Origin of the sequence: Paenibacillus sp. GSMTC-2017 (assembly GCF_016019935.1) — a bacterium.
Lineage (GTDB): Bacteria > Bacillota > Bacilli > Paenibacillales > Paenibacillaceae > Pristimantibacillus.
Genome location: NZ_JAECMT010000006.1, coordinates 228,237 through 245,789, shown reverse-complemented (window position 1 = coordinate 245,789; position 17,553 = coordinate 228,237). Strand labels below are relative to the sequence as shown.

At 43.3% G+C, this 17,553-nt stretch carries 17 protein-coding genes and 3 riboswitches; of the genes, 3 read left to right on the top strand and 14 right to left on the bottom strand.

The window, feature by feature from the left end; all coding sequences use genetic code 11:
* Nucleotides 1–62: 62 nt before the first annotated feature.
* From I6N90_RS21905 to I6N90_RS21860, 10 genes are all read right to left on the bottom strand, one after another.
* Nucleotides 63–1,439, bottom strand: a complete 1,377-nt coding sequence (locus I6N90_RS21905) for a sensor histidine kinase (protein WP_197937804.1) — start codon at nt 1,437–1,439, stop codon at nt 63–65.
* The gene (locus I6N90_RS21900) at nt 1,436–2,146 is read right to left on the bottom strand and encodes a response regulator transcription factor (protein ID WP_197937802.1); all 711 of its coding nucleotides are present in this window, start codon (nt 2,144–2,146) and stop codon (nt 1,436–1,438) included. The genes I6N90_RS21905 and I6N90_RS21900 overlap by 4 nt, the downstream gene beginning before the upstream one ends.
* A gap of 371 nt (nt 2,147–2,517) precedes the next feature.
* Entirely contained in the window at nt 2,518–2,967 is a 450-nt protein-coding gene (locus I6N90_RS21895; protein WP_197937800.1) for a VOC family protein, read from the bottom strand.
* A gap of 300 nt (nt 2,968–3,267) precedes the next feature.
* Nucleotides 3,268–5,595: a universal stress protein gene (locus tag I6N90_RS21890; RefSeq protein WP_197937798.1), complete on the bottom strand. Its 2,328-nt coding sequence runs from the start codon at nt 5,593–5,595 to the stop codon at nt 3,268–3,270.
* A 98-nt stretch (nt 5,596–5,693) separates the two neighbouring features.
* Nucleotides 5,694–6,278, bottom strand: coding sequence for a potassium-transporting ATPase subunit KdpC (gene kdpC / locus I6N90_RS21885; protein ID WP_197937796.1), 585 nt, complete (start codon nt 6,276–6,278; stop codon nt 5,694–5,696).
* 32 nt (nt 6,279–6,310) lie between these two features.
* Nucleotides 6,311–8,341 carry a potassium-transporting ATPase subunit KdpB gene (kdpB, locus tag I6N90_RS21880; protein WP_197937794.1) on the bottom strand — a complete coding sequence of 677 codons (2,031 nt, stop codon included), beginning with the start codon at nt 8,339–8,341 and terminating at the stop codon, nt 6,311–6,313.
* 22 nt (nt 8,342–8,363) lie between these two features.
* Entirely contained in the window at nt 8,364–10,025 is a 1,662-nt protein-coding gene (gene kdpA, locus I6N90_RS21875; RefSeq protein ID WP_442950980.1) for a potassium-transporting ATPase subunit KdpA, read from the bottom strand.
* A 33-nt stretch (nt 10,026–10,058) separates the two neighbouring features.
* Nucleotides 10,059–10,133 carry a potassium-transporting ATPase subunit F gene (locus tag I6N90_RS25500; RefSeq protein ID WP_442950979.1) on the bottom strand — a complete coding sequence of 25 codons (75 nt, stop codon included), beginning with the start codon at nt 10,131–10,133 and terminating at the stop codon, nt 10,059–10,061.
* Entirely contained in the window at nt 10,133–10,243 is a 111-nt protein-coding gene (locus tag I6N90_RS21865) for a hypothetical protein (protein WP_197937792.1), read from the bottom strand. Before I6N90_RS21865 ends, I6N90_RS25500 begins: the two co-directional genes overlap by 1 nt.
* Nucleotides 10,237–10,662: a hypothetical protein gene (locus I6N90_RS21860; RefSeq protein WP_197937790.1), complete on the bottom strand. Its 426-nt coding sequence runs from the start codon at nt 10,660–10,662 to the stop codon at nt 10,237–10,239. The genes I6N90_RS21865 and I6N90_RS21860 overlap by 7 nt, the downstream gene beginning before the upstream one ends.
* A 124-nt stretch (nt 10,663–10,786) precedes the next feature.
* Nucleotides 10,787–10,960: riboswitch (cyclic di-AMP (ydaO/yuaA leader) on the bottom strand.
* Nucleotides 10,961–11,040: 80 nt separating this feature from the next.
* Nucleotides 11,041–11,240: riboswitch (cyclic di-AMP (ydaO/yuaA leader) on the bottom strand.
* A gap of 276 nt (nt 11,241–11,516) precedes the next feature.
* A riboswitch (cyclic di-AMP (ydaO/yuaA leader) is annotated at nt 11,517–11,674 on the top strand.
* Nucleotides 11,675–11,739: 65 nt separating this feature from the next.
* On the opposite strand from I6N90_RS21860, the gene I6N90_RS21855 reads away from it, so the two are divergent.
* Nucleotides 11,740–12,384 (top strand): universal stress protein, encoded by a 645-nt coding sequence (locus I6N90_RS21855; RefSeq protein WP_197937789.1) that lies wholly within the window; start codon nt 11,740–11,742, stop codon nt 12,382–12,384.
* Nucleotides 12,385–12,452: 68 nt separating this feature from the next.
* On the opposite strand, the gene modB is transcribed toward I6N90_RS21855, so the two are convergent.
* Both modB and modA read right to left on the bottom strand, forming a co-directional pair.
* Nucleotides 12,453–13,118 carry a molybdate ABC transporter permease subunit gene (gene modB / locus I6N90_RS21850; RefSeq protein WP_197937788.1) on the bottom strand — a complete coding sequence of 222 codons (666 nt, stop codon included), beginning with the start codon at nt 13,116–13,118 and terminating at the stop codon, nt 12,453–12,455.
* 3 nt (nt 13,119–13,121) lie between these two features.
* Nucleotides 13,122–13,922, bottom strand: a complete 801-nt coding sequence (gene modA / locus I6N90_RS21845; protein WP_197937787.1) for a molybdate ABC transporter substrate-binding protein — start codon at nt 13,920–13,922, stop codon at nt 13,122–13,124.
* 297 nt (nt 13,923–14,219) lie between these two features.
* Between modA and I6N90_RS21840 the strand changes: the two genes are divergently transcribed.
* Both I6N90_RS21840 and I6N90_RS21835 read left to right on the top strand, forming a co-directional pair.
* On the top strand, nt 14,220–14,576 hold the full coding sequence (locus I6N90_RS21840; RefSeq protein WP_197937786.1) for a VOC family protein: 357 nt from the start codon (nt 14,220–14,222) through the stop codon (nt 14,574–14,576).
* A gap of 218 nt (nt 14,577–14,794) precedes the next feature.
* The gene (locus I6N90_RS21835; RefSeq protein WP_197937785.1) at nt 14,795–15,712 is read left to right on the top strand and encodes a helix-turn-helix transcriptional regulator; all 918 of its coding nucleotides are present in this window, start codon (nt 14,795–14,797) and stop codon (nt 15,710–15,712) included.
* 61 nt (nt 15,713–15,773) lie between these two features.
* Here the strand turns inward: I6N90_RS21835 and I6N90_RS21830 are convergent, their stop codons facing one another.
* Both I6N90_RS21830 and I6N90_RS21825 read right to left on the bottom strand, forming a co-directional pair.
* Nucleotides 15,774–16,214 carry a MarR family winged helix-turn-helix transcriptional regulator gene (locus I6N90_RS21830; protein ID WP_197937784.1) on the bottom strand — a complete coding sequence of 147 codons (441 nt, stop codon included), beginning with the start codon at nt 16,212–16,214 and terminating at the stop codon, nt 15,774–15,776.
* Between the two features lie 186 nt (nt 16,215–16,400).
* Nucleotides 16,401–17,447 (bottom strand): NADH:flavin oxidoreductase/NADH oxidase, encoded by a 1,047-nt coding sequence (locus tag I6N90_RS21825; protein ID WP_197937782.1) that lies wholly within the window; start codon nt 17,445–17,447, stop codon nt 16,401–16,403.
* Nucleotides 17,448–17,553 lie beyond the last annotated feature (106 nt).

Genomic DNA, 17,553 nt, shown 5'->3' with positions numbered 1-17,553 from the left:
CTTAATTAATTGTAGTCAGTATAAATGGTCAACATTAGAATCGGGTGAGAAGTAGACTTAACTCACTCTTCCCGATTATCAGTGAGTATAATAGTTATCGTTGTACCGATGCCTTGTACACTATCTAGCGTAATACGTGCACCAATGGCATCCGATATCTCCTTAGCAAGTGATAATCCTAAGCCCGCCCCACCGCCTTGACGTGTGCGCGCCTCATCTACCCTGTAAAACCTGTCGAAAACTTTCGGCAGGTCTTCTTTCGGAATTCCGATCCCTCTATCTTTAATGGCTATCATCCGCTCGTTGCCGCTCGACGTTACTATTAACGTAATTGATTGTTCACTATATTTCCGCGCATTATCGAGAAAGATAAAGAGCAGCTGCTTTAATTTATTCTCATCAGTAGATGCTATAATTTGCTCCAGCGGAGCTTCTACTGCAACTTCTCTGCCATATGCTCTTGTTATCGCCTTAGCAGATTCCATCGCTAACTCGTTAAGTACAACGTTTTTGATCACAACATTCCATTGCTCCTGATGTTTCGCTAACATTAACAGCTGCTCAGTCATTTCTTTCATTCGAACAGCTTCTGAGTGAATCGCATGCAGTGATTCATCGAAGAGCTCTGGTCGCTCCTTACCTCGTCTTAACAATAGATGAGCATAACTTTCAATAACCGTCAGCGGTGTTTTGAGCTCATGTGAAGCATCAGAAATAAATCGTTTTTGCTTCTCAAAATTGCTTTCAAGCAACTCGATCATATCATTGAAGGTTTCGCCCATTTCGAACAACTCGTCCTTCGATTGGCCTTCTTGCGCAAGTCGCTTGAACCTTCCGCTTCGCTTAATATCTTTCATTGTAGCCGTCATAGCTGAGATTGGCCGCATAATAAGCTGTGCGAGCAGTCTGCTAGACAAAACGACAGGAACAAGTGCTATCGCCGTCACAACCGCCAATACCATACGAAGCACCTTTAGATGCTCCATCGTCGGATTAAGACTTTCTGTAAGCTGTATATTAACGACTTCTCCAGTACTCCAAATGACCGGTATAGATGTACTAGCATAACTTCTACCTTCATACTCCAGAACAAATACTTGCTTCGTTGCAGAATAGTTTACCGCTAATTGGCTTAACGATATTTCAGAAGGAGAAGTGACAGTTGACATATCTTTTTTCGGTTTAGCTGCGCTCCCTTGACGGGCTATACGAACCATCCCATCAACAGGGACATATGCGCGTATTAATTGACCCTCCTCAACTTTTCCCGCTGATTTACGAATTTTTTCTGCAATCGAAACCCCTTGTGCTTCGGTTTGCTTAAGCTGGCTATCAATAGAAAGTCTACTAAACAACAAATAAATCGACACATTCATAAGAATGAGCATGACTGCAAATAATATGGAGGAGTAGAAATGGATTTTACTTTTCAGCTTCATGCTTGATCCTTCAGTACGTAACCAACACCTCGAACGGTATGGATTAACTCCGGCTCAAAGCCGCTGTCGATTTTTTTACGAATATACCGAATATACACATCAACAACATTTGTATCGCCAAAATAATCATAACCCCAAACAGCTTGAACAATTTGATCCCTATTCAGCACTTGGCGCTTATTCTTTAATAAATAAACTAACAAATCAAATTCTCTTGGGGTCAGTTCAATCGAAGTATCCGAGCGCACTACTTCTCGTGTGCTTTCATTAACCATTAAGTTTGTAGCATGTAGACACCCTGCATCTTCCGCTGGTATAACAGGGGAATCGATTACTGCGACCGGGCGCAAGCGCAGTGCCGCTCGAATTCGTGCAAGCAGTTCTTCAATTTGAAACGGTTTTGTGACATAATCATTAGCCCCTTGATCCAGCCCAGCTACTTTATCTTCGACTGAACCTTTCGCCGTTAGCAAAATAACCGGTATACCCGTATCAGTCTGACGAACACGGCGCAACAACTCAAACCCGCTCATGCCGGGCAACATCACATCAAGCAATAAAAGATCCCATCCACCTTCACGGAATTTCTCCAATGCATCGATTCCATTACTTGCTTTTGCAACACGATATCCTTCACATTCAAGCTCGATTTCTAGCAATCGCGCAATCTTATCTTCATCTTCAACAATTAATATGGATTCTTTCATTCGTTAACCCTCCGCTCGAAATGATATGCCGCTATAGTACCACATTTTAGAGAGGTTTTTCCAAATAACAACTTTTAAGTATCTTGTACAAGTTAATCCAGCTTAATGAAAAATACAAGGACGAAATAGATGTGATTGGGATCAATGCGATATACTGCGCTTTATTTTATCGATCAAAAGGGGCGGCTCGTTGACGAAATGAACGACTCAACCGATATTGATTACATTGAGGATTCATTTAAAAACTTGAGAACTAGATCTCTTAAATAAAAGGACAAAAAACTGAGGAGTAAACTCGAAGTAGGATCATTAGATCCTAAATAGAACAACCTTTCTTCTTACAGTCAGAAGAAAGGTTGTTCTTAACTTGTTTAAGCTAGTTCAATTAACTCAATTTGACCGCCATCTGGAGTGTTGAATCTAACCCACTTGCTGGCTTTAAGAATCGGAACCATCGCTTCATGAACAATGTTGATAGGTGATAGGAACTTAACACCCTTGGACTCTAGTTCTTGCCTTGTCTGCTCAAGGTTTGTAACCCCTAGACCGAATAGAGTAGCAGTAGGCGCATATGGTAAAGCAGGAGCTTCAGACACTGGATTTTGAAACTCTACCAATTCAATTAAACTTTCACCAATTTTCAGGAATGCCAACCGAAGTTTAGCATTTTGAACCCCCACAGAAGCGGAAAGCTCTTCTCCCTCGAATGAATCTGTTGGAGGCAACAAAACTTCCATCCCCAGTACATCTTTATAAAAAGATACCGCCTTATCCAAATTTGAAACAACAACACACGAATGTGCTAATCCCTGAATACTCATCTAGTTGACTCCTTGTTAATATATTTTGTATGTCAGATGATATGTCTAGAGAGTACCCTACCATTAACTACCTTTATAGTATAAGTTAAATATATAATTTTGTGGATGTCTCATCAAAAATATGGAATTAATCATACAAATAAATCTATTCTTCTATTATTTAACTTTCTAAACTTTGATTTCCCCAACAGTGTTGATGCATTTAAAGCTACAAGAGAAGTTTCACCCGAAACTTCTTTTCCCACTCATCACCAAGACAACCATCCTACCAATGCCATCCGCAATGGATGGTTGGAGCTGCTACTTCACTACAACCCGCTTCTGCGCCACAACCAACACATCCATCGCTCTTGCTTCATTAACAACTACATTCATCGTCGATCCGCTCAGCCAGCGTTTCCACCATGGCTGGTTTGTTTGTCCGAGCACAAGCTGTGAGCAGCCTAGTTTACTTGCAATCCCGACAACTTCCCTGCCTATTTCACATCTTTGCCCTGCCTCATGTTTAACAAAGACGCCGCCAAGCCGCTCCGTCAAAGATCGAATCGCTTCTATCCTGTCTGCATCGTACTCACATTCCAGCTTACCAAACGGCTCAATATAGACGGTATGCCATGTAGCCTTCAGCCGATGGGCAATACGGAATCCCCGCCTAATCAGTCTTTCTGCATGGTCACTCAGTGACACGAAGACACAAATAGACTCCTTTCTTCTCCAAGGCCCGCGCAAGGAACCTGTTCGTTCCCACGCTTCCAGCCGTTCATCAACATCATCCGCAATTTCCCGAAGTGCGAGTTCTCTAAGCGCAATCAAATTGCCTACTTTGAAAAAATGATTGAGCGACTGCTCCACCTTATCCATCGCATACACTTTGCCTTCACGCAGCCGTTGCCGTAACGCCGTTGGCGCTACATCAATTAACTCCACCTCATCTGCATATCGAAAAATACTATCAGGCACCGTTTCTCTAACGCGCACCCCCGTAACTCCTTCTACTGCATCATTCAAGCTCTCCAAATGTTGTACATTCATCGTCGAAATAACGGAAATACCAGCTTGAAGAAGCTCGAGTACATCCTCATACCGCTTCTTGTTATCCGAACCAGGTACATTCGTATGAGCAAGCTCGTCAACAAGCACAACCTCCGGGTGAAGACGAATAATTTCGTCTTTATCCATCTCTTGCAAAGTTGTTCCTCGATAACTGACGACTTTAAGCGGTACGTTGCTAAGTTTTCCAACTTGCTCTTTGGTCTCCAAACGTCCATGTGTTTCTAATAAGCCGATCATGACATTGACGCCTTCTTGAAGCAGAGAATTGCCTTCACGCAGCATCGCATACGTTTTACCCACACCGGGAGCAGCACCAATAAAAACTTTGAACTTCCCTCTTCTGATCGACTGTGTTTTCTCTTCGATCTGGGCAGCGTTTAATCTACGGTAATGATCGCTTCGGTCTTCAACATCAATGGTCTTTGCGGGAAGAATTCGTTCACCGTCTAGCTCCGCCCGATCTGCCACAATAAAGAGGTCAACCCCTCTTATCTTCCAAAGCAGTCCATGAATGACCGAACCCCGCAACATATCTTGCCATGTCGTTTGTTTAGAATGTCCGAGCACGATACGTGTCGCCTGTATTTCCCGAGCATGCTGAAGAAGCTGCTTCGGCAACTTACGACGCGTAAGAAAAGGAAGTTCGTTGAACGGTGCATCAATTTTCTTGCAAAGCTTCTTCATTGAAGATCGAAATGCTTCGGCTTCGGCCATTAGCTTCATACCCGGCTTAACGAACGCAACAACAGACAATTCACCGTTCAGACGCTTCGCAATTTGTTGTCCTCTACGCACATAAATGGATCCGTTCCAATGGTATTGTGTTGAGACCAATATGCGCTCAGCTACACCAGACGGCCCCTCAAGACCTTCTTCTTCCCGATGTTTCTCGAGCGTTTCATTAACGCCCTCAGCCATTAATCGAAGCGCAATTTCTCGAAGGACAGCGAGGTTACCTCTTCGGAAGAGAGCTTTATTTATCCCTTCGCCTAAGCTACCATCCGACATCCGCTTCAACATCGTTTCTGGTGAGACATCGATCAATCTCACTTCGTCTGCTTGTTCTAATACATCGTCCGGTACAGTCTCTGCTGCTTCAAGACCAACCCGCTTCTTAGCAAGTTCACGTACACCCTCCAGCTCATAGACATTGACCGTGACCATTACGCTTATACCAAGTGACTGCAAATAGCGAATATCTTCTAGTCGCGTCGCCCGTGCTGACCCTGGTTGATTTCGGTGAGCCAATCCATCGGTTAACACGACTTCGGGATTTCTCTCCACAATTGCTTCAATATTAAGATCCTTTTTCTCCCCACCATGACCATTCCACTTTATGCTGGCTATGCGCTCCAATCCATCTAGCAACTGCACTGTATCCGGTCTACGTAGAGTTGACACAGCACAATAAACGACATCAACTCCACTTCGCCCTAGCGTATGTCCTTCACGCAGCATATGATAAGTTTTCCCCGATCCACTCACTGAACCGATAAAAATATTAAGCCTTCCACGATGAAGATCGTGAATGGAACGGAGTAGCTCCTCTGGTGTCTTACGCCGATATTCATTCACTACACTTCCTCCTTCCCTCATGGGTTTGTATGATCAAGATGCAACAATGCCCCGACGATCAGCAAAGGCTAACGTCAGGGCGTTTTTTCTCTATTTTTTTATGAAGCAATATCTTTCAAATCTTTATTAAGTAGCAGAACATTTACAGTCGGTTCACCAAACAAACCTAGTAAACGTCCCTCTGTATGTTCTTCTACTAGCGTCTCAAGCTCCTCTTCGGACATTCCGCTAAGCTCGCTTATTCTCGGAACTTGAGCCAACGCTGCCTTCACACTAATATGTGGGTCCAGACCCGAACCCGAGTTTGTAATTAAATCAATTGGCAATTGATCAACAGGGACTTTAGGATTGTTAGTTTTCCATGCCTCTATCGACTCCTGTGTACGTGTCAGCAAATCAGGATTGGAAGGTGCATAGTTTGGCGTACCAGATCCATCCGCATCATAATCAATGCTGGACACACGTCCATGGAACAACTTCGGATCAGCAAATGATTGTCCAATCAATTTTGAACCAATCACCCCTCCATCCTCGTTGTATACTAAGCTTCCGTCCGCTTTATTAGGCATGATGACTTGTGCAATTCCTGTAACAGCCAAATTGTATAAAACTCCGCAGAGCAGCATGAGTACAAAGCTGGTCCGGATAATAATAGAAATTGTATGATTGCCTGCTTTATTCATAGTCTAGCTTCCTCTCCTATCTGTCGTCTTAGTTACACCCACAGATGTACAATCATATCGATTGCTTTAATGCCTGCGAATGGTACAAGCACGCCGCCAAATCCATAAATAAATAGGTTACGACTGAGCAATCGAGACGATGACATCGGCTTGTAAGCAACACCCTTCATAGCAAGTGGAATAAGCAAAGGTATAATAACAGCATTAAATATTAATGCCGATAATATTGCAGATTCTGGCGAACCTAGTTTCATAATATTAAGCCCGTTCATCTCCGGAATGGCTACCATAAACATCGCAGGAATAATGGCAAAATATTTAGCAATATCGTTTGCAATACTAAACGTTGTTAGTGCACCACGTGTCATAAGAAGCTGCTTACCTATCGAGACAACCTCGATAATTTTTGAAGGATCAGAGTCTAGATCCACCATATTAGCTGCTTCCTTAGCGGCTGTTGTACCACTATTCATCGCGATACCTACATCTGCTTGAGCAAGTGCCGGAGCATCATTTGTTCCATCGCCTGTCATCGCAACTAATTTGCCTTCAGCTTGCTCCTTACGAATAACAGCTATTTTGTCTTCAGGTGTGCTCTCTGCAATAAACTCATCTACGCCTGCTTCTCTAGCAATGGTAGCTGCAGTAAGCGGATTATCGCCTGTACACATAACTGTTTTAATTCCCATCTCGCGCATCTGCTGGAATCTTTCACGCATACCTGGCTTCACTGTATCCTTGAAATAAATAATACCGTACACGAGTCCATCGACAGCTACTGCTAGCGGCGTACCGCCTTGTATAGCTACTGCATCCCCGTTCGTCTTCAAGCTAGCAGGGACTTTGCCTCCTTGTGATTCCACCCATTGGCGAACCGCGTCAACAGCACCTTTACGCACTTTGCGGCCATCCTTCAAATTCAATCCGCTCATACGCGTCTCTGCTTTGAAATCAACGACTTCAGCGCCATCAGTAATTAGAGCATCCCATTCTATGCTGAACTTCTTATTAAGCTCGATAACGGAACGACCTTCTGGTGTTTCATCCTTCGAGGAGCTGATACCAGCCCAGCGAGCAAGCTCTTTCTTTTCCACACCTTCAACTGGTATAAATTCACTAGCCATGCGGTTACCGTACGTAATTGTTCCTGTTTTGTCCAAAATAATCGTATTAATGTCGCCCGCAGCTTCTACCGCTTTACCCGACATCGCAATAACATTAAACTGTGTAACACGGTCCATACCTGCAATACCGATCGCAGACAATAGTCCGCCGATCGTTGTCGGAATTAAGCAGACAAGTAGTGCAATAAGTACTGGCACTTCAAGTGCAATTCCTAAGTAGTTGCCAAAAAAGGGAAGCGTCACAACAACGATCAAGAAGATTAGCGTCAAGCTGGTAAGCACCGTATTCAAGGCGATTTCATTCGGCGTTTTGCCGCGCTTCGCCCCTTCAACAAGAGTGATCATACGATCCAAGAACGAATCGCCTGGATCACTTGTAATACGAACTTTAATTTGGTCGCTGACGACTCTAGTGCCACCAGTAACGGAGTTAAAGTCACCGCCTGCTTCCTTAATAACTGGGGCAGATTCACCTGTAATAGCCGACTCATCTACAGATGCTAATCCTTCGATTACTTCTCCGTCACCAGGGATAAGCTCGCCTTGCTGCACAAGGACAATATCTCCCTTGCGAAGCGTGTGGGAAGCGACCGTTTCGATTCTATTTTGAACAAGCTTTCTTGCAGACATTTCTTTTTTAGCACTTTTGAGAGAATCAGCTTGTGCCTTGCCGCGTCCCTCAGCAAGCGCTTCTGCAAAGTTTGCGAATAATATCGTCAAGAGGAGAATGAGTGAAACTGCTATATTAAACCATGTCGTAACAAGTGAAGCACCAAATATATCTGGGACAAAAACAAGCAATAGCGTTACTAGAAAGCCAATCTCTACAACGAACATAATCGGATTTTTTATCATAACGCGGGGATCAAGCTTGACGAAGGCATCCTTCATCGCCTTACGTGCTATCGCTCCCGTGATTGAAGATTTATTTTTACTCATAAATGAACGTTCCTCTCTTTCATTAAGGCTTCAAGGTAAGCTGTTCAGCAATTGGACCTAACACAAGCGCTGGGAAAAACGTTAATGCCCCAACGATTACTGCCGTTCCAATGAACAATGTGGCAAACAGCCAATTATCTGTACGGAATGTTCCGCTAGATTCTGGAACTGCCTTCTTAGCAAGCAATGAACCAGCTACGGCTAGCAGCGTCACAAGGCTAAAGTAACGACCCAAGAACATGACTATTCCCGTCGAAATATTCCAAAACGGCGTGTTGTCACCAAGACCTTCAAAGCCTGAGCCATTATTTGCAGCAGATGATGTAAATTCATACATCACTTGAGTTAGTCCATGGAAACCACCGTTTGATATCGTTTCCGGATAAAGAGTGACTGCGATAGCTGTAGGCACCAAGATAAGAATTGGGTGAACCAGCAGTGTTATTGCAATTAGCTTCATCTCTCTGCTCTCGATCTTCTTCCCAAGAAACTCTGGCGTACGTCCAACCATTAACCCCGCTAGGAATACCGCAATAATGGCATACATCAACACATTGATGAAACCTGCGCCAATCCCCCCGTAAATGGTGTTCAGCATCATATTCGTTAAGGTAAGCATACCTCCGATTGGCGTTAACGTATCGTGCATCGTATTGACTGCACCCGTCTCTGCAGCTGTCGTTACAATCGAATATACGGAGGATTGAGCGACACCAAACCTTGCTTCCTTCCCTTCCATACTACCTTGTGAGGAGTCCATACCAAGTGCATTTAAAACAGGGTTACCTGCATTTTCAGATAATAAAGAGAATGTCAGCATAATAACGAACATAATGCCCATTGCCGCGAACAATACGTTTCCTTGCTTTTTATTGCCGACCATTTTACCGTAAACAAACGGAAGTGATGTCGTTACAAGCAGCATGAGCAACATTTGAAGCATATTGGATAATACGTTTGGATTCTCAAACGGATGGGCAGAGTTTACACCGAAGAAGCCGCCACCGTTATTGCCTAGTTCTTTTATAGATAAAAATGAAGCTACTGGTCCGCGGGCAATCGATTGCTCCGCACCCTCAAGTGTAGTTGCTACAACTGTAGGCTCAAGCGTCTGCGGAACACCTTGCGCAATAAAGATCAACGCAGTTACAAACGCTATAGGTAGCAGAACACGCGTATTTGCACGTACTAGATCGATAAAGAAGTTTCCTAATGGCTTACCCGCTAGACCGCGAATAATTGCAATTGCAGCTGCAAACGTCGTAGCAGGTGCCGTGAACATTAAGAAAACAATAGCAATCATTTGTGAGAGGTAAGATAATCCACTTTCACCGCTATAATGTTGTAAGTTTGTATTTGCCATAAAACTGATCGCCGTATTAAAAGCGAGCGTAGGCTCCATTGCCAAAATGCCACTCGGATTTAAAGGCAAAAGATGCTGTAAGCGGAAAATGGCATACACGATAATAATCATAAAAACGTTAACGCCTATTAACGACAAAACGTATTGCTTCCAGTTCTGATCGTTATTCTTTATTCCACTAAGCCAAAGAAGCGGCTTTTCTATCCAACCGAAAGCTTTATCTACACCCGTTGGCGAGTAATCAAATGCTTTTGCAATATATAAACCTACTGGCTTCGCCAGCAGTGCCGCAATCAATAATAAGACGGCAATCGAAACAATCCCTATCATGGTCAATTCCATTCCCTCGTTTCGTCAAAATTGTTCGGGGTTCACAAGTACATACAATAAGTACAAAACTATAGCTGCAATAAGGGAAAACAAGAGCATCATTGTTCTTTTCCCCCATCATTTTTTGTTTCTTTTGCGGACCAAGCCGCAAGTCCCCACATCGAGAGAACTAATACGAATAATAAAACCATCATCGCAATATCTAGCATCCCGCTTCCTCCTTCATCATCTCTTCTTCTGCTACGACCAGCTCTGCCGGATGAGCCGTTGTATGAAACAATCGATCTGCTCCAAGATACCGATACAATGCCGGTATACCTCCGTCTTGCATAACCACTATAATTCGGCCAGTAACCAGCGGACGGAATAATCGAAGATACCTGCATGTTAGCGGTGTAGAGTCATCGAACAAATAAACATCTTCGATGTAGCCCTTCTTCAGCGGGCAATCAGCACTTTTTGTATCGAGTCGTACAAAGCTATTAATTCCGAACCCTTCCAGAACCCTCTTCTGCCGACCACTGTTTACAACCGCGGCAACTGGGATCCCTTTGGACATTAGTAATCTCAAAAATTGACGAGCATTCTCGTTCGGTGCATAAACAAGCGTCAACCTAGTGTCGCTCATTTCAGCAGCCTCCTTTGTGTATAGAAGCAAATGGGCACAAAAAAAGAAGCCTGTGGAGGAGGGGTTCCTCACGGCTTCTTAGGCATTACGAAATAAACTTCGTTAATGCTAATGAGCAGCAATTTGCCTCTCTCGAGTACGCTTACGAGGTTAGCTGTCGGATTCGGGCGTGAGAGTCGCCCTACCGGACCTAGCAAGGTCCGGATTCACCCCGGGACTTCGAATCATGAACTCTCTCATGATTGAAATCCGTTGGTTCCCCCGCTTTCTGATATCAGAAACTCAGCGTCTTACATGTGAAAATTGAAATTTAGACAACAAAAAACCACAGAGGCGTATGTCGCCCTGCGGTCGTTAACTTACACGATCACAAGTCACATCCTCTCTCAAATAACGCTGACGAGGTTAGCTGTCGGATTCGGGCAGTGAGAGTCGCCCTACGCTTAAGTCGCCTATCCATGGCAAGGCTACTTAAGTGATTCACCCCATGTCTCTTATCGTACGGCTCTCACACCGATCGGATAGTTAACGTTTGGGTCCCCCGTTTTCCCCGAAGGGAAATTTAGCGATTAAGAACGCAATTCCATTGCTCCACTCGGAAGCAACAATTCATAATCGAATCTTACTCCTGTTATTGGTAAAGTGCAAAGCTGATAAATGGCCCCTCTTGCTCCATTTTCCGTATATTGACATGGAAATTAGCGTTTACAATGACCATTATCGAAAGAATACTCTTCTTTTCTCTCGTTATCTCTCACTATCACAAATTAAGGGGCTGCTGCCTGCACCAAGAACATATTTAGGCTAAATCTTATATTTACATTAAATTACTAAGCGAGTATTATGAATAAAAAATAGCTTCATTGTCGAATTTCCAATTAGGGAAATCGGGGGAACCAATCACCGAATCTATACATGAATCGGTGCGGGGTGAATCTTGGAATGTTCCGAGTAGGGTACTCTCATACCCGAATCCGTCAGCTAACCTCGTAGACACAATGAGAGAGGACCCCCAGAAACTGTGGTTGTTCTCTTCCACGGTTATTTGCCATGTCCTCAAAAGAAGGGGTTATTGTAATGAGTGAACGATATCGACAGGAAAATGTATTAGTTTGTGTCAGCTATGGGCCAAATGGAGAAACGTTAATTCGTCGAGGTGCAAAGATTGCCGCGGCTCTTCAAGCAACACTCACCATTCTGACCATTAATCCACTTAGAGATAATGAGTATAACGAAACGAAATTGCATTACATTGCAGAATGGAAGGGACTTGCTGCAGAGCTGCGAGCTGAGTTTGTAACGGAAGAGAGCAAGACTCGGCATATCGCTGATACTATTGTAGCTGTGGCCAAGCGCAGGCAGATTACCCATATCATTATGGGACAATCCGCGCGTACTCGCTGGGAAGTAATAATGAAGGGTTCTATCAGCAATGATATTTTGAAACAACTCGATTTCATAGATTTACATGTCGTTGCTGTTGAACGCGAAAAGGCTCATATTCAGGACGAATATGAACCCGGGGTTAAAGCATATTTAACTCCTATGACACACGGCCAGGAGCTGAAACTTGGCTCGGCACCTAATGGTGAAGAGGAAGGTTTATTTTTCAAAGCTTATGGTACGGATTTCAACAATGGTGTATTTAAGCCCTTCAAGCAATCAGAAAATAAGTATTATAAAATATTTGATGGAGAGATAAAAAGCGACATTAGCGGTTGATGAGAACTAACCCCGCTGCTCTGTCGCTTGTTTGCTGTTACTAAAATGGTGTCTTTAGTTTGCTACCATTATCGTTTTAATCTTCCCGTTGCAAGCAACATCATGAACGAAATAGCAATCATACCAATCGTCCATGCCCAAGCCATTGGCATATTACCTGAGTCAACAGCAACATAAATCGCTGTCGGGATCGTTTGTGTTTTCCCTGGAATGTTGCCAGCAATCATTAGAGTCGCTCCAAATTCACCTAACCCGCGGGCGAAACCGAGAATATAACCCGTCATGACCGCACGTATTACCATAGGTAACGTAATATAGCGGAACACTTGCCACTCACTTGCTCCCGCTGAACGGGCTGACTCTTCTACTTCCTGATCTACCGAGGAGAAGCCAACCCTCATCGTCTGATAGACGAGCGGGAATGCGACAACAACGGCAGCGATAACCGCTGCCCATGGGGAAAACAATACTGGTGCAGAGAATAGCCATTCAGCGAACTTACCAAATATACTTCGTCTACCGAGTGCTACTAGAAGCAAGAAACCAACAACGGTAGGCGGCAGAACAAGCGGCAGCATAAATAACGTTTCAACTATAATTTTCCCTCTAAAATGTTTCTTCGACATCCACCAAGCCGCCGCAATTCCTGCGATAGCGGCTATTACGCTTGCCACCAAAGTGACTTGCAGCGACAATAAAATCGGTGGCCAAAATTGGGGCCAGTCTATAACCATCCCTTATTTTGCAGCGTTAAAGCCGTATTTCACAAATACGTCAGTTGCTTCTTTCGTTTGTAGGAATTCATAGAAATTTTGAGCTTCATCAGCATGTTTAGTTGCCTTCACAATTCCGACTGGATAAAGTACAGGCGAATACGTAGCTGGGTCAACAGGGAACGCAATACTCACTGCTTTAGAAGCGAGTGCATCTGTTTTGTATACAAATCCAGCATCAACATTGCCAGTCTCTACATACTGAAGTACGCCTCTAACGTCTTTCGCTTGAACCGTCTTCACTCCTACTTGATCCCAAATACTCGCACTAACTAAAGCTTCCTTTGCATAACTTCCTGCTGGTACGCTCTCTGGTATACCTATTGCGATCTTCTTAACGCCTTCTTGCAATAAATCCTTCAGCTCTGCCAGCTTCAGCATGCCATCCTTTGGCACAACTACGACAAGCTCGTTCGATAGAAGATTACGTTGCTTTCCATTCTCAACCAACCCTTTTTCTACGAGTGTTTTCATATTTTTGACTGCTGCAGATAAAAAGATGTCGGCTGGAGCACCTTGCTCGATTTGCTGTTGCAAAGCACCGGATGCGCCATAGTTAAAGACGAGGTCAATCGTTTTATACTCTTTTTCAAATGTAAGCTCAAGCTCATTCAGCGCATCTGTTAGACTTGCCGCGGCTGAGATCGTCAATTCTACTTTTTCTCCACTTGCAACGCTCGAATCTTTTGAAGATCCGCAAGCGCTCATTGTGAAGGCCATAACAAGAATTGTTACTAAGAGGACACCTTTTTTGAAAAACTTCATTCTCAATTCTCCCTTTTCGTTATGTTTAGATATAAATAGATATAGGTAGTATAAGCGAAATGAAATAATTTGTCCTGATACAACTATATCATTTTCCCAAAAAAGAGGTTTGTAACTTGTTAGGTACATGCAAAAGACGACTGCCAGCCGTAGACGGTCGTCTTTTGCATGTATAAGTTAAGCAGTCTTTTTTAATGAACTAACGGCAGTCGAAATGAAAAAATAACCTTTTTCACCTAAAAATAGTATAATTTATTCGATATTATGTCGGTACGATAATGAGGGAGTGTGAGTAATGTGAGCATTATTTTGAGTAAGGTTGGAGCCATTTTCATCCCAGTAAGTGACATTAAAGAAGCAAGAAAATGGTACTGTTCTATTCTTGATTTAGAGCCTACGTTTGATATTATCGCTGAACATCTTTGCTGTATACCATTTGATAATAACGGAATGCACCTTGTCTTAGACAGCAATATTTACAATGTCGATTCATACTTAAGAAATCCTGCCTTTCATTTTAATACTGACGATATACATAAGGCTTACCAATTCTTAAAAGATCGTAAAATAGAACTTGTTACCGAAATAGAGAATGGACATTGGTTTAACTTTAAAGATCCAGATGGTAACCTATTGATGATTTGCAAGTGTTAGTATCGTTGCACTAACAAAAAACGATAACTTAATAAAACAGCAGCAGTCTAGGGCGTTATGTTCACTCTTAACTGCCGCTGTTTCTTTTATATAGCTCTATCTATTTCTTTAAACATGTATATGTATAGCTACTATTTTGCAGGCGCGTGTACAAATTGGAGTGTGTTACAATAATAGTCGTAAAAGACTTTCATTTAGGTGAATAGAGGCGATTTTGAATGTCAGAAGAGGTATCTTATACCGTAGACGAACTAGCGAAGTTACTGAAAATATCTAAGCTGACCGTCTATGACTTGATCAAAAAGGGTGAATTATCCTCTTATCGAGTAGGTAAGCAAATGCGGGTCGACGCCTCCGACTTGGAAGCATACAAGCAAAAAAGTAAGGCTGCAACTATAAACTTATCCATACTACCTACTGAAGTACAGTCCAGTTCCATCGTCATCACAGGACAGGACATTAGTCTGGACATATTGGCACGACATATGGAGAAAGAACTGCGAGGCATTCGTACTCTACGATCTAATGCTGGCAGCCTCGACAGTCTTATTAGTATGTATCAAGGTCATTCCGATATAGTCAGTACTCATTTGCTGGACGGGGACAGCGGAGAATACAACATCCCTTATATCCGTAAACTGCTTATTGGCACTTCTTATCTAGTCGTTAATCTATTAACTCGTCCAGCGGGACTATATGTGGCAAAAGGCAACCCGCTCGGTATTACAAACTGGACCGATCTTCAGCAAAAGGGACTCCGACTGGTAAACCGAGAGCGCGGCTCCGGCGCACGCGTCCTGCTCGATGAACAGCTCCGTTTACATGGTATTAAACCGGAGGATCTAGTTGGCTATAATAACATCGAAAGCAATCACTTGTCTGTCGCTGCAAAAGTAGCTTCTGGAGAAGCAGATGTGGGTATTGGTACAGCACAGGCAGCTTCAGTTGTAAAGCAAATCGACTTCATACCACTTATACAAGAACGGTATGATCTTGTTATGCTTAAGAAACTAGAAAATGATAAATGGATCGAGGATCTGTTGCACATTATACGTTCAAATCAGTTTCAGCAAGAGCTCCTAGCCATTGCCAGCTATGATCTCTCTTTGAGCGGACAAGTCATGTATGAAACGTAAAAGCGGAGTGTTCGCAGGGTCGCAACGCCCTTGAACACTCCGCTTTTTATATACCGTTCGCTTATTTCTTTTGTTCACGCAAACCAACTAATTCTTTAATGAGTCCACCGATGCGCTCATCCGGGAATGCCTCACTTAAAACAGTGCTGTAGGTTGTATATGCCAAGTCTACCTTCTCTTGGCCATACGTTGTTAATGACGTATAGATGCTCCTGCGATCTGTATCACACGTATACCGTTCGAGCGCTCCACATCCTTTTGCTTCAAACCTACTGACGAGTCTAGACATTGCGCTCTGACTAAGCCCGACCATTGCCTCAAGCTGTTGCAGTCTTAATCTTTTGTCTGGCGTTAAATGCAAAAAATAAAGCATATAAAATTCCTTTAACGACAGCCCATGCCGCTCTTGCAGCGCTTGTTCAAGCTCATTCGTGATCGATATATATAGATTCGTTAAATCCAACCAGCTCTCAGTGAGCACATCCTTGCGTTCGTTCTCCATCCTGCAATCCCCTCTCCCAATCGCTGCAACAAACTGATCATGTCTTTGGCATCGTTCTTTGGGATAAACATAGTAGAGTTATTATATCATCTAGCCATATAATTAACGAACGGTTAGACGAAAGTGTCAGCTGAACTAATACTCTGCACATGTGATATTACTTCGAATCGATACTTGATTAATGAGTTATTCTTTTGTTAGTTTGTAAAATGACGCCCCATATTGACGTGGGAAATCCGTCTTCTGTCCTAGCGCAAGTGCTGCTTCCAACGTCCAATATGGATTTTGAAGCATTCCTCTGCCTACTGCAACGAGATCTGCATCTTCATTACCGATTAATGCATTAGCGAGAACTGGATTATCCAGTCTTCCTACTGCAATGACAGGAACATTTAACTCCTGTTTAATTTCTCTAGCTAGCGGAACTTGATAACCAGCATGTGAACCAGGGGCACCCATTGGAGTATTGACGGTACTTCCTTCTCCACCTGAGCTAATGTGGAAAATATCTACTCCAGCTTCTTGATACGTTTTGGAGAAAGCTGTACTCTCCTTCAATCCGTACCCGCCCTCAACATACTCCTTCGCGGAAATTCTCATAATTAGCGGCATATTGTCCGGCATCTCACTCTTAACAGCTTTTATAACTTCAGATCCGAATAAGGTTAAATCTTCACCATATTGGTCTGTCCTTTGGTTTGTTAGAGGGGAGTGGAATTGATGGAGCAAGTAGCCGTGTGCACCATGTAGCTCGATTGCATCAACCCCTGCTTCAATTGCACGTCTTGCGGTAACACGGAATTTCTCGACCATCTCTTGAACCTCAGTCGTTTCAAGCGCTCTTGGCGTTTTATATTTATCACTGAATGCAATCGCTGAAGGAGCAACTGGAACGTCCGCATGTTCTGCTTTGCGTCCAGCATGTGCAATTTGAATAGCTACCTTCGCACCGTGCTGATGACAAGCGTCCACGATTTTCGCTAGGGCAGGAATTTGATCGTCTGACCATAAGCCAAGGTCAAAGTCCGTTATACGACCGTCCGGCTCGACATCAGTCATCTCAATAATGATTAGACCCGCACCACCTATAGCACGACTAACATAATGGGCAAAATGCCAATCATTCGCTATTCCGTCCTTCTTCGTCACCGAATATTGACACATTGGTGGCATAACCACCCTATTCTTCAGCTCAAGACCCTTCCAAACAAATGGTGTAAATAAATCGCTCATCGTCCCCACTCCTTCATCCACATTTGAATTGTATATCGTTATTTTGATTGCTCACCCAAATTATATGCATGTGCATGCATTTATATTATCAACGTTTTCTTTCCTT

Excerpts from the sequence above, each read along its gene's own strand:
- kdpB (WP_197937794.1), bottom strand. The coding sequence starts at position 8,341 with ATGAGTAAAAATAAATCTTCAATCACGGGAGCGATAGCACGTAAGGCG.
- I6N90_RS21900 (WP_197937802.1), bottom strand. The coding sequence starts at position 2,146 with ATGAAAGAATCCATATTAATTGTTGAAGATGAAGATAAGATTGCGCGA.
- I6N90_RS21825 (WP_197937782.1), bottom strand. The coding sequence starts at position 17,447 with ATGAGCGATTTATTTACACCATTTGTTTGGAAGGGTCTTGAGCTGAAG.
- I6N90_RS21855 (WP_197937789.1), top strand. The coding sequence starts at position 11,740 with ATGAGTGAACGATATCGACAGGAAAATGTATTAGTTTGTGTCAGCTAT.
- I6N90_RS21830 (WP_197937784.1), bottom strand. The coding sequence starts at position 16,214 with ATGGAGAACGAACGCAAGGATGTGCTCACTGAGAGCTGGTTGGATTTA.
- I6N90_RS21865 (WP_197937792.1), bottom strand. The coding sequence starts at position 10,243 with ATGCTAGATATTGCGATGATGGTTTTATTATTCGTATTAGTTCTCTCG.
- modA (WP_197937787.1), bottom strand. The coding sequence starts at position 13,922 with ATGAAGTTTTTCAAAAAAGGTGTCCTCTTAGTAACAATTCTTGTTATG.
- modB (WP_197937788.1), bottom strand. The coding sequence starts at position 13,118 with ATGGTTATAGACTGGCCCCAATTTTGGCCACCGATTTTATTGTCGCTG.
- I6N90_RS21860 (WP_197937790.1), bottom strand. The coding sequence starts at position 10,662 with ATGAGCGACACTAGGTTGACGCTTGTTTATGCACCGAACGAGAATGCT.
- I6N90_RS21835 (WP_197937785.1), top strand. The coding sequence starts at position 14,795 with ATGTCAGAAGAGGTATCTTATACCGTAGACGAACTAGCGAAGTTACTG.
- I6N90_RS21895 (WP_197937800.1), bottom strand. The coding sequence starts at position 2,967 with ATGAGTATTCAGGGATTAGCACATTCGTGTGTTGTTGTTTCAAATTTG.
- I6N90_RS21905 (WP_197937804.1), bottom strand. The coding sequence starts at position 1,439 with ATGAAGCTGAAAAGTAAAATCCATTTCTACTCCTCCATATTATTTGCA.
- kdpC (WP_197937796.1), bottom strand. The coding sequence starts at position 6,278 with ATGAATAAAGCAGGCAATCATACAATTTCTATTATTATCCGGACCAGC.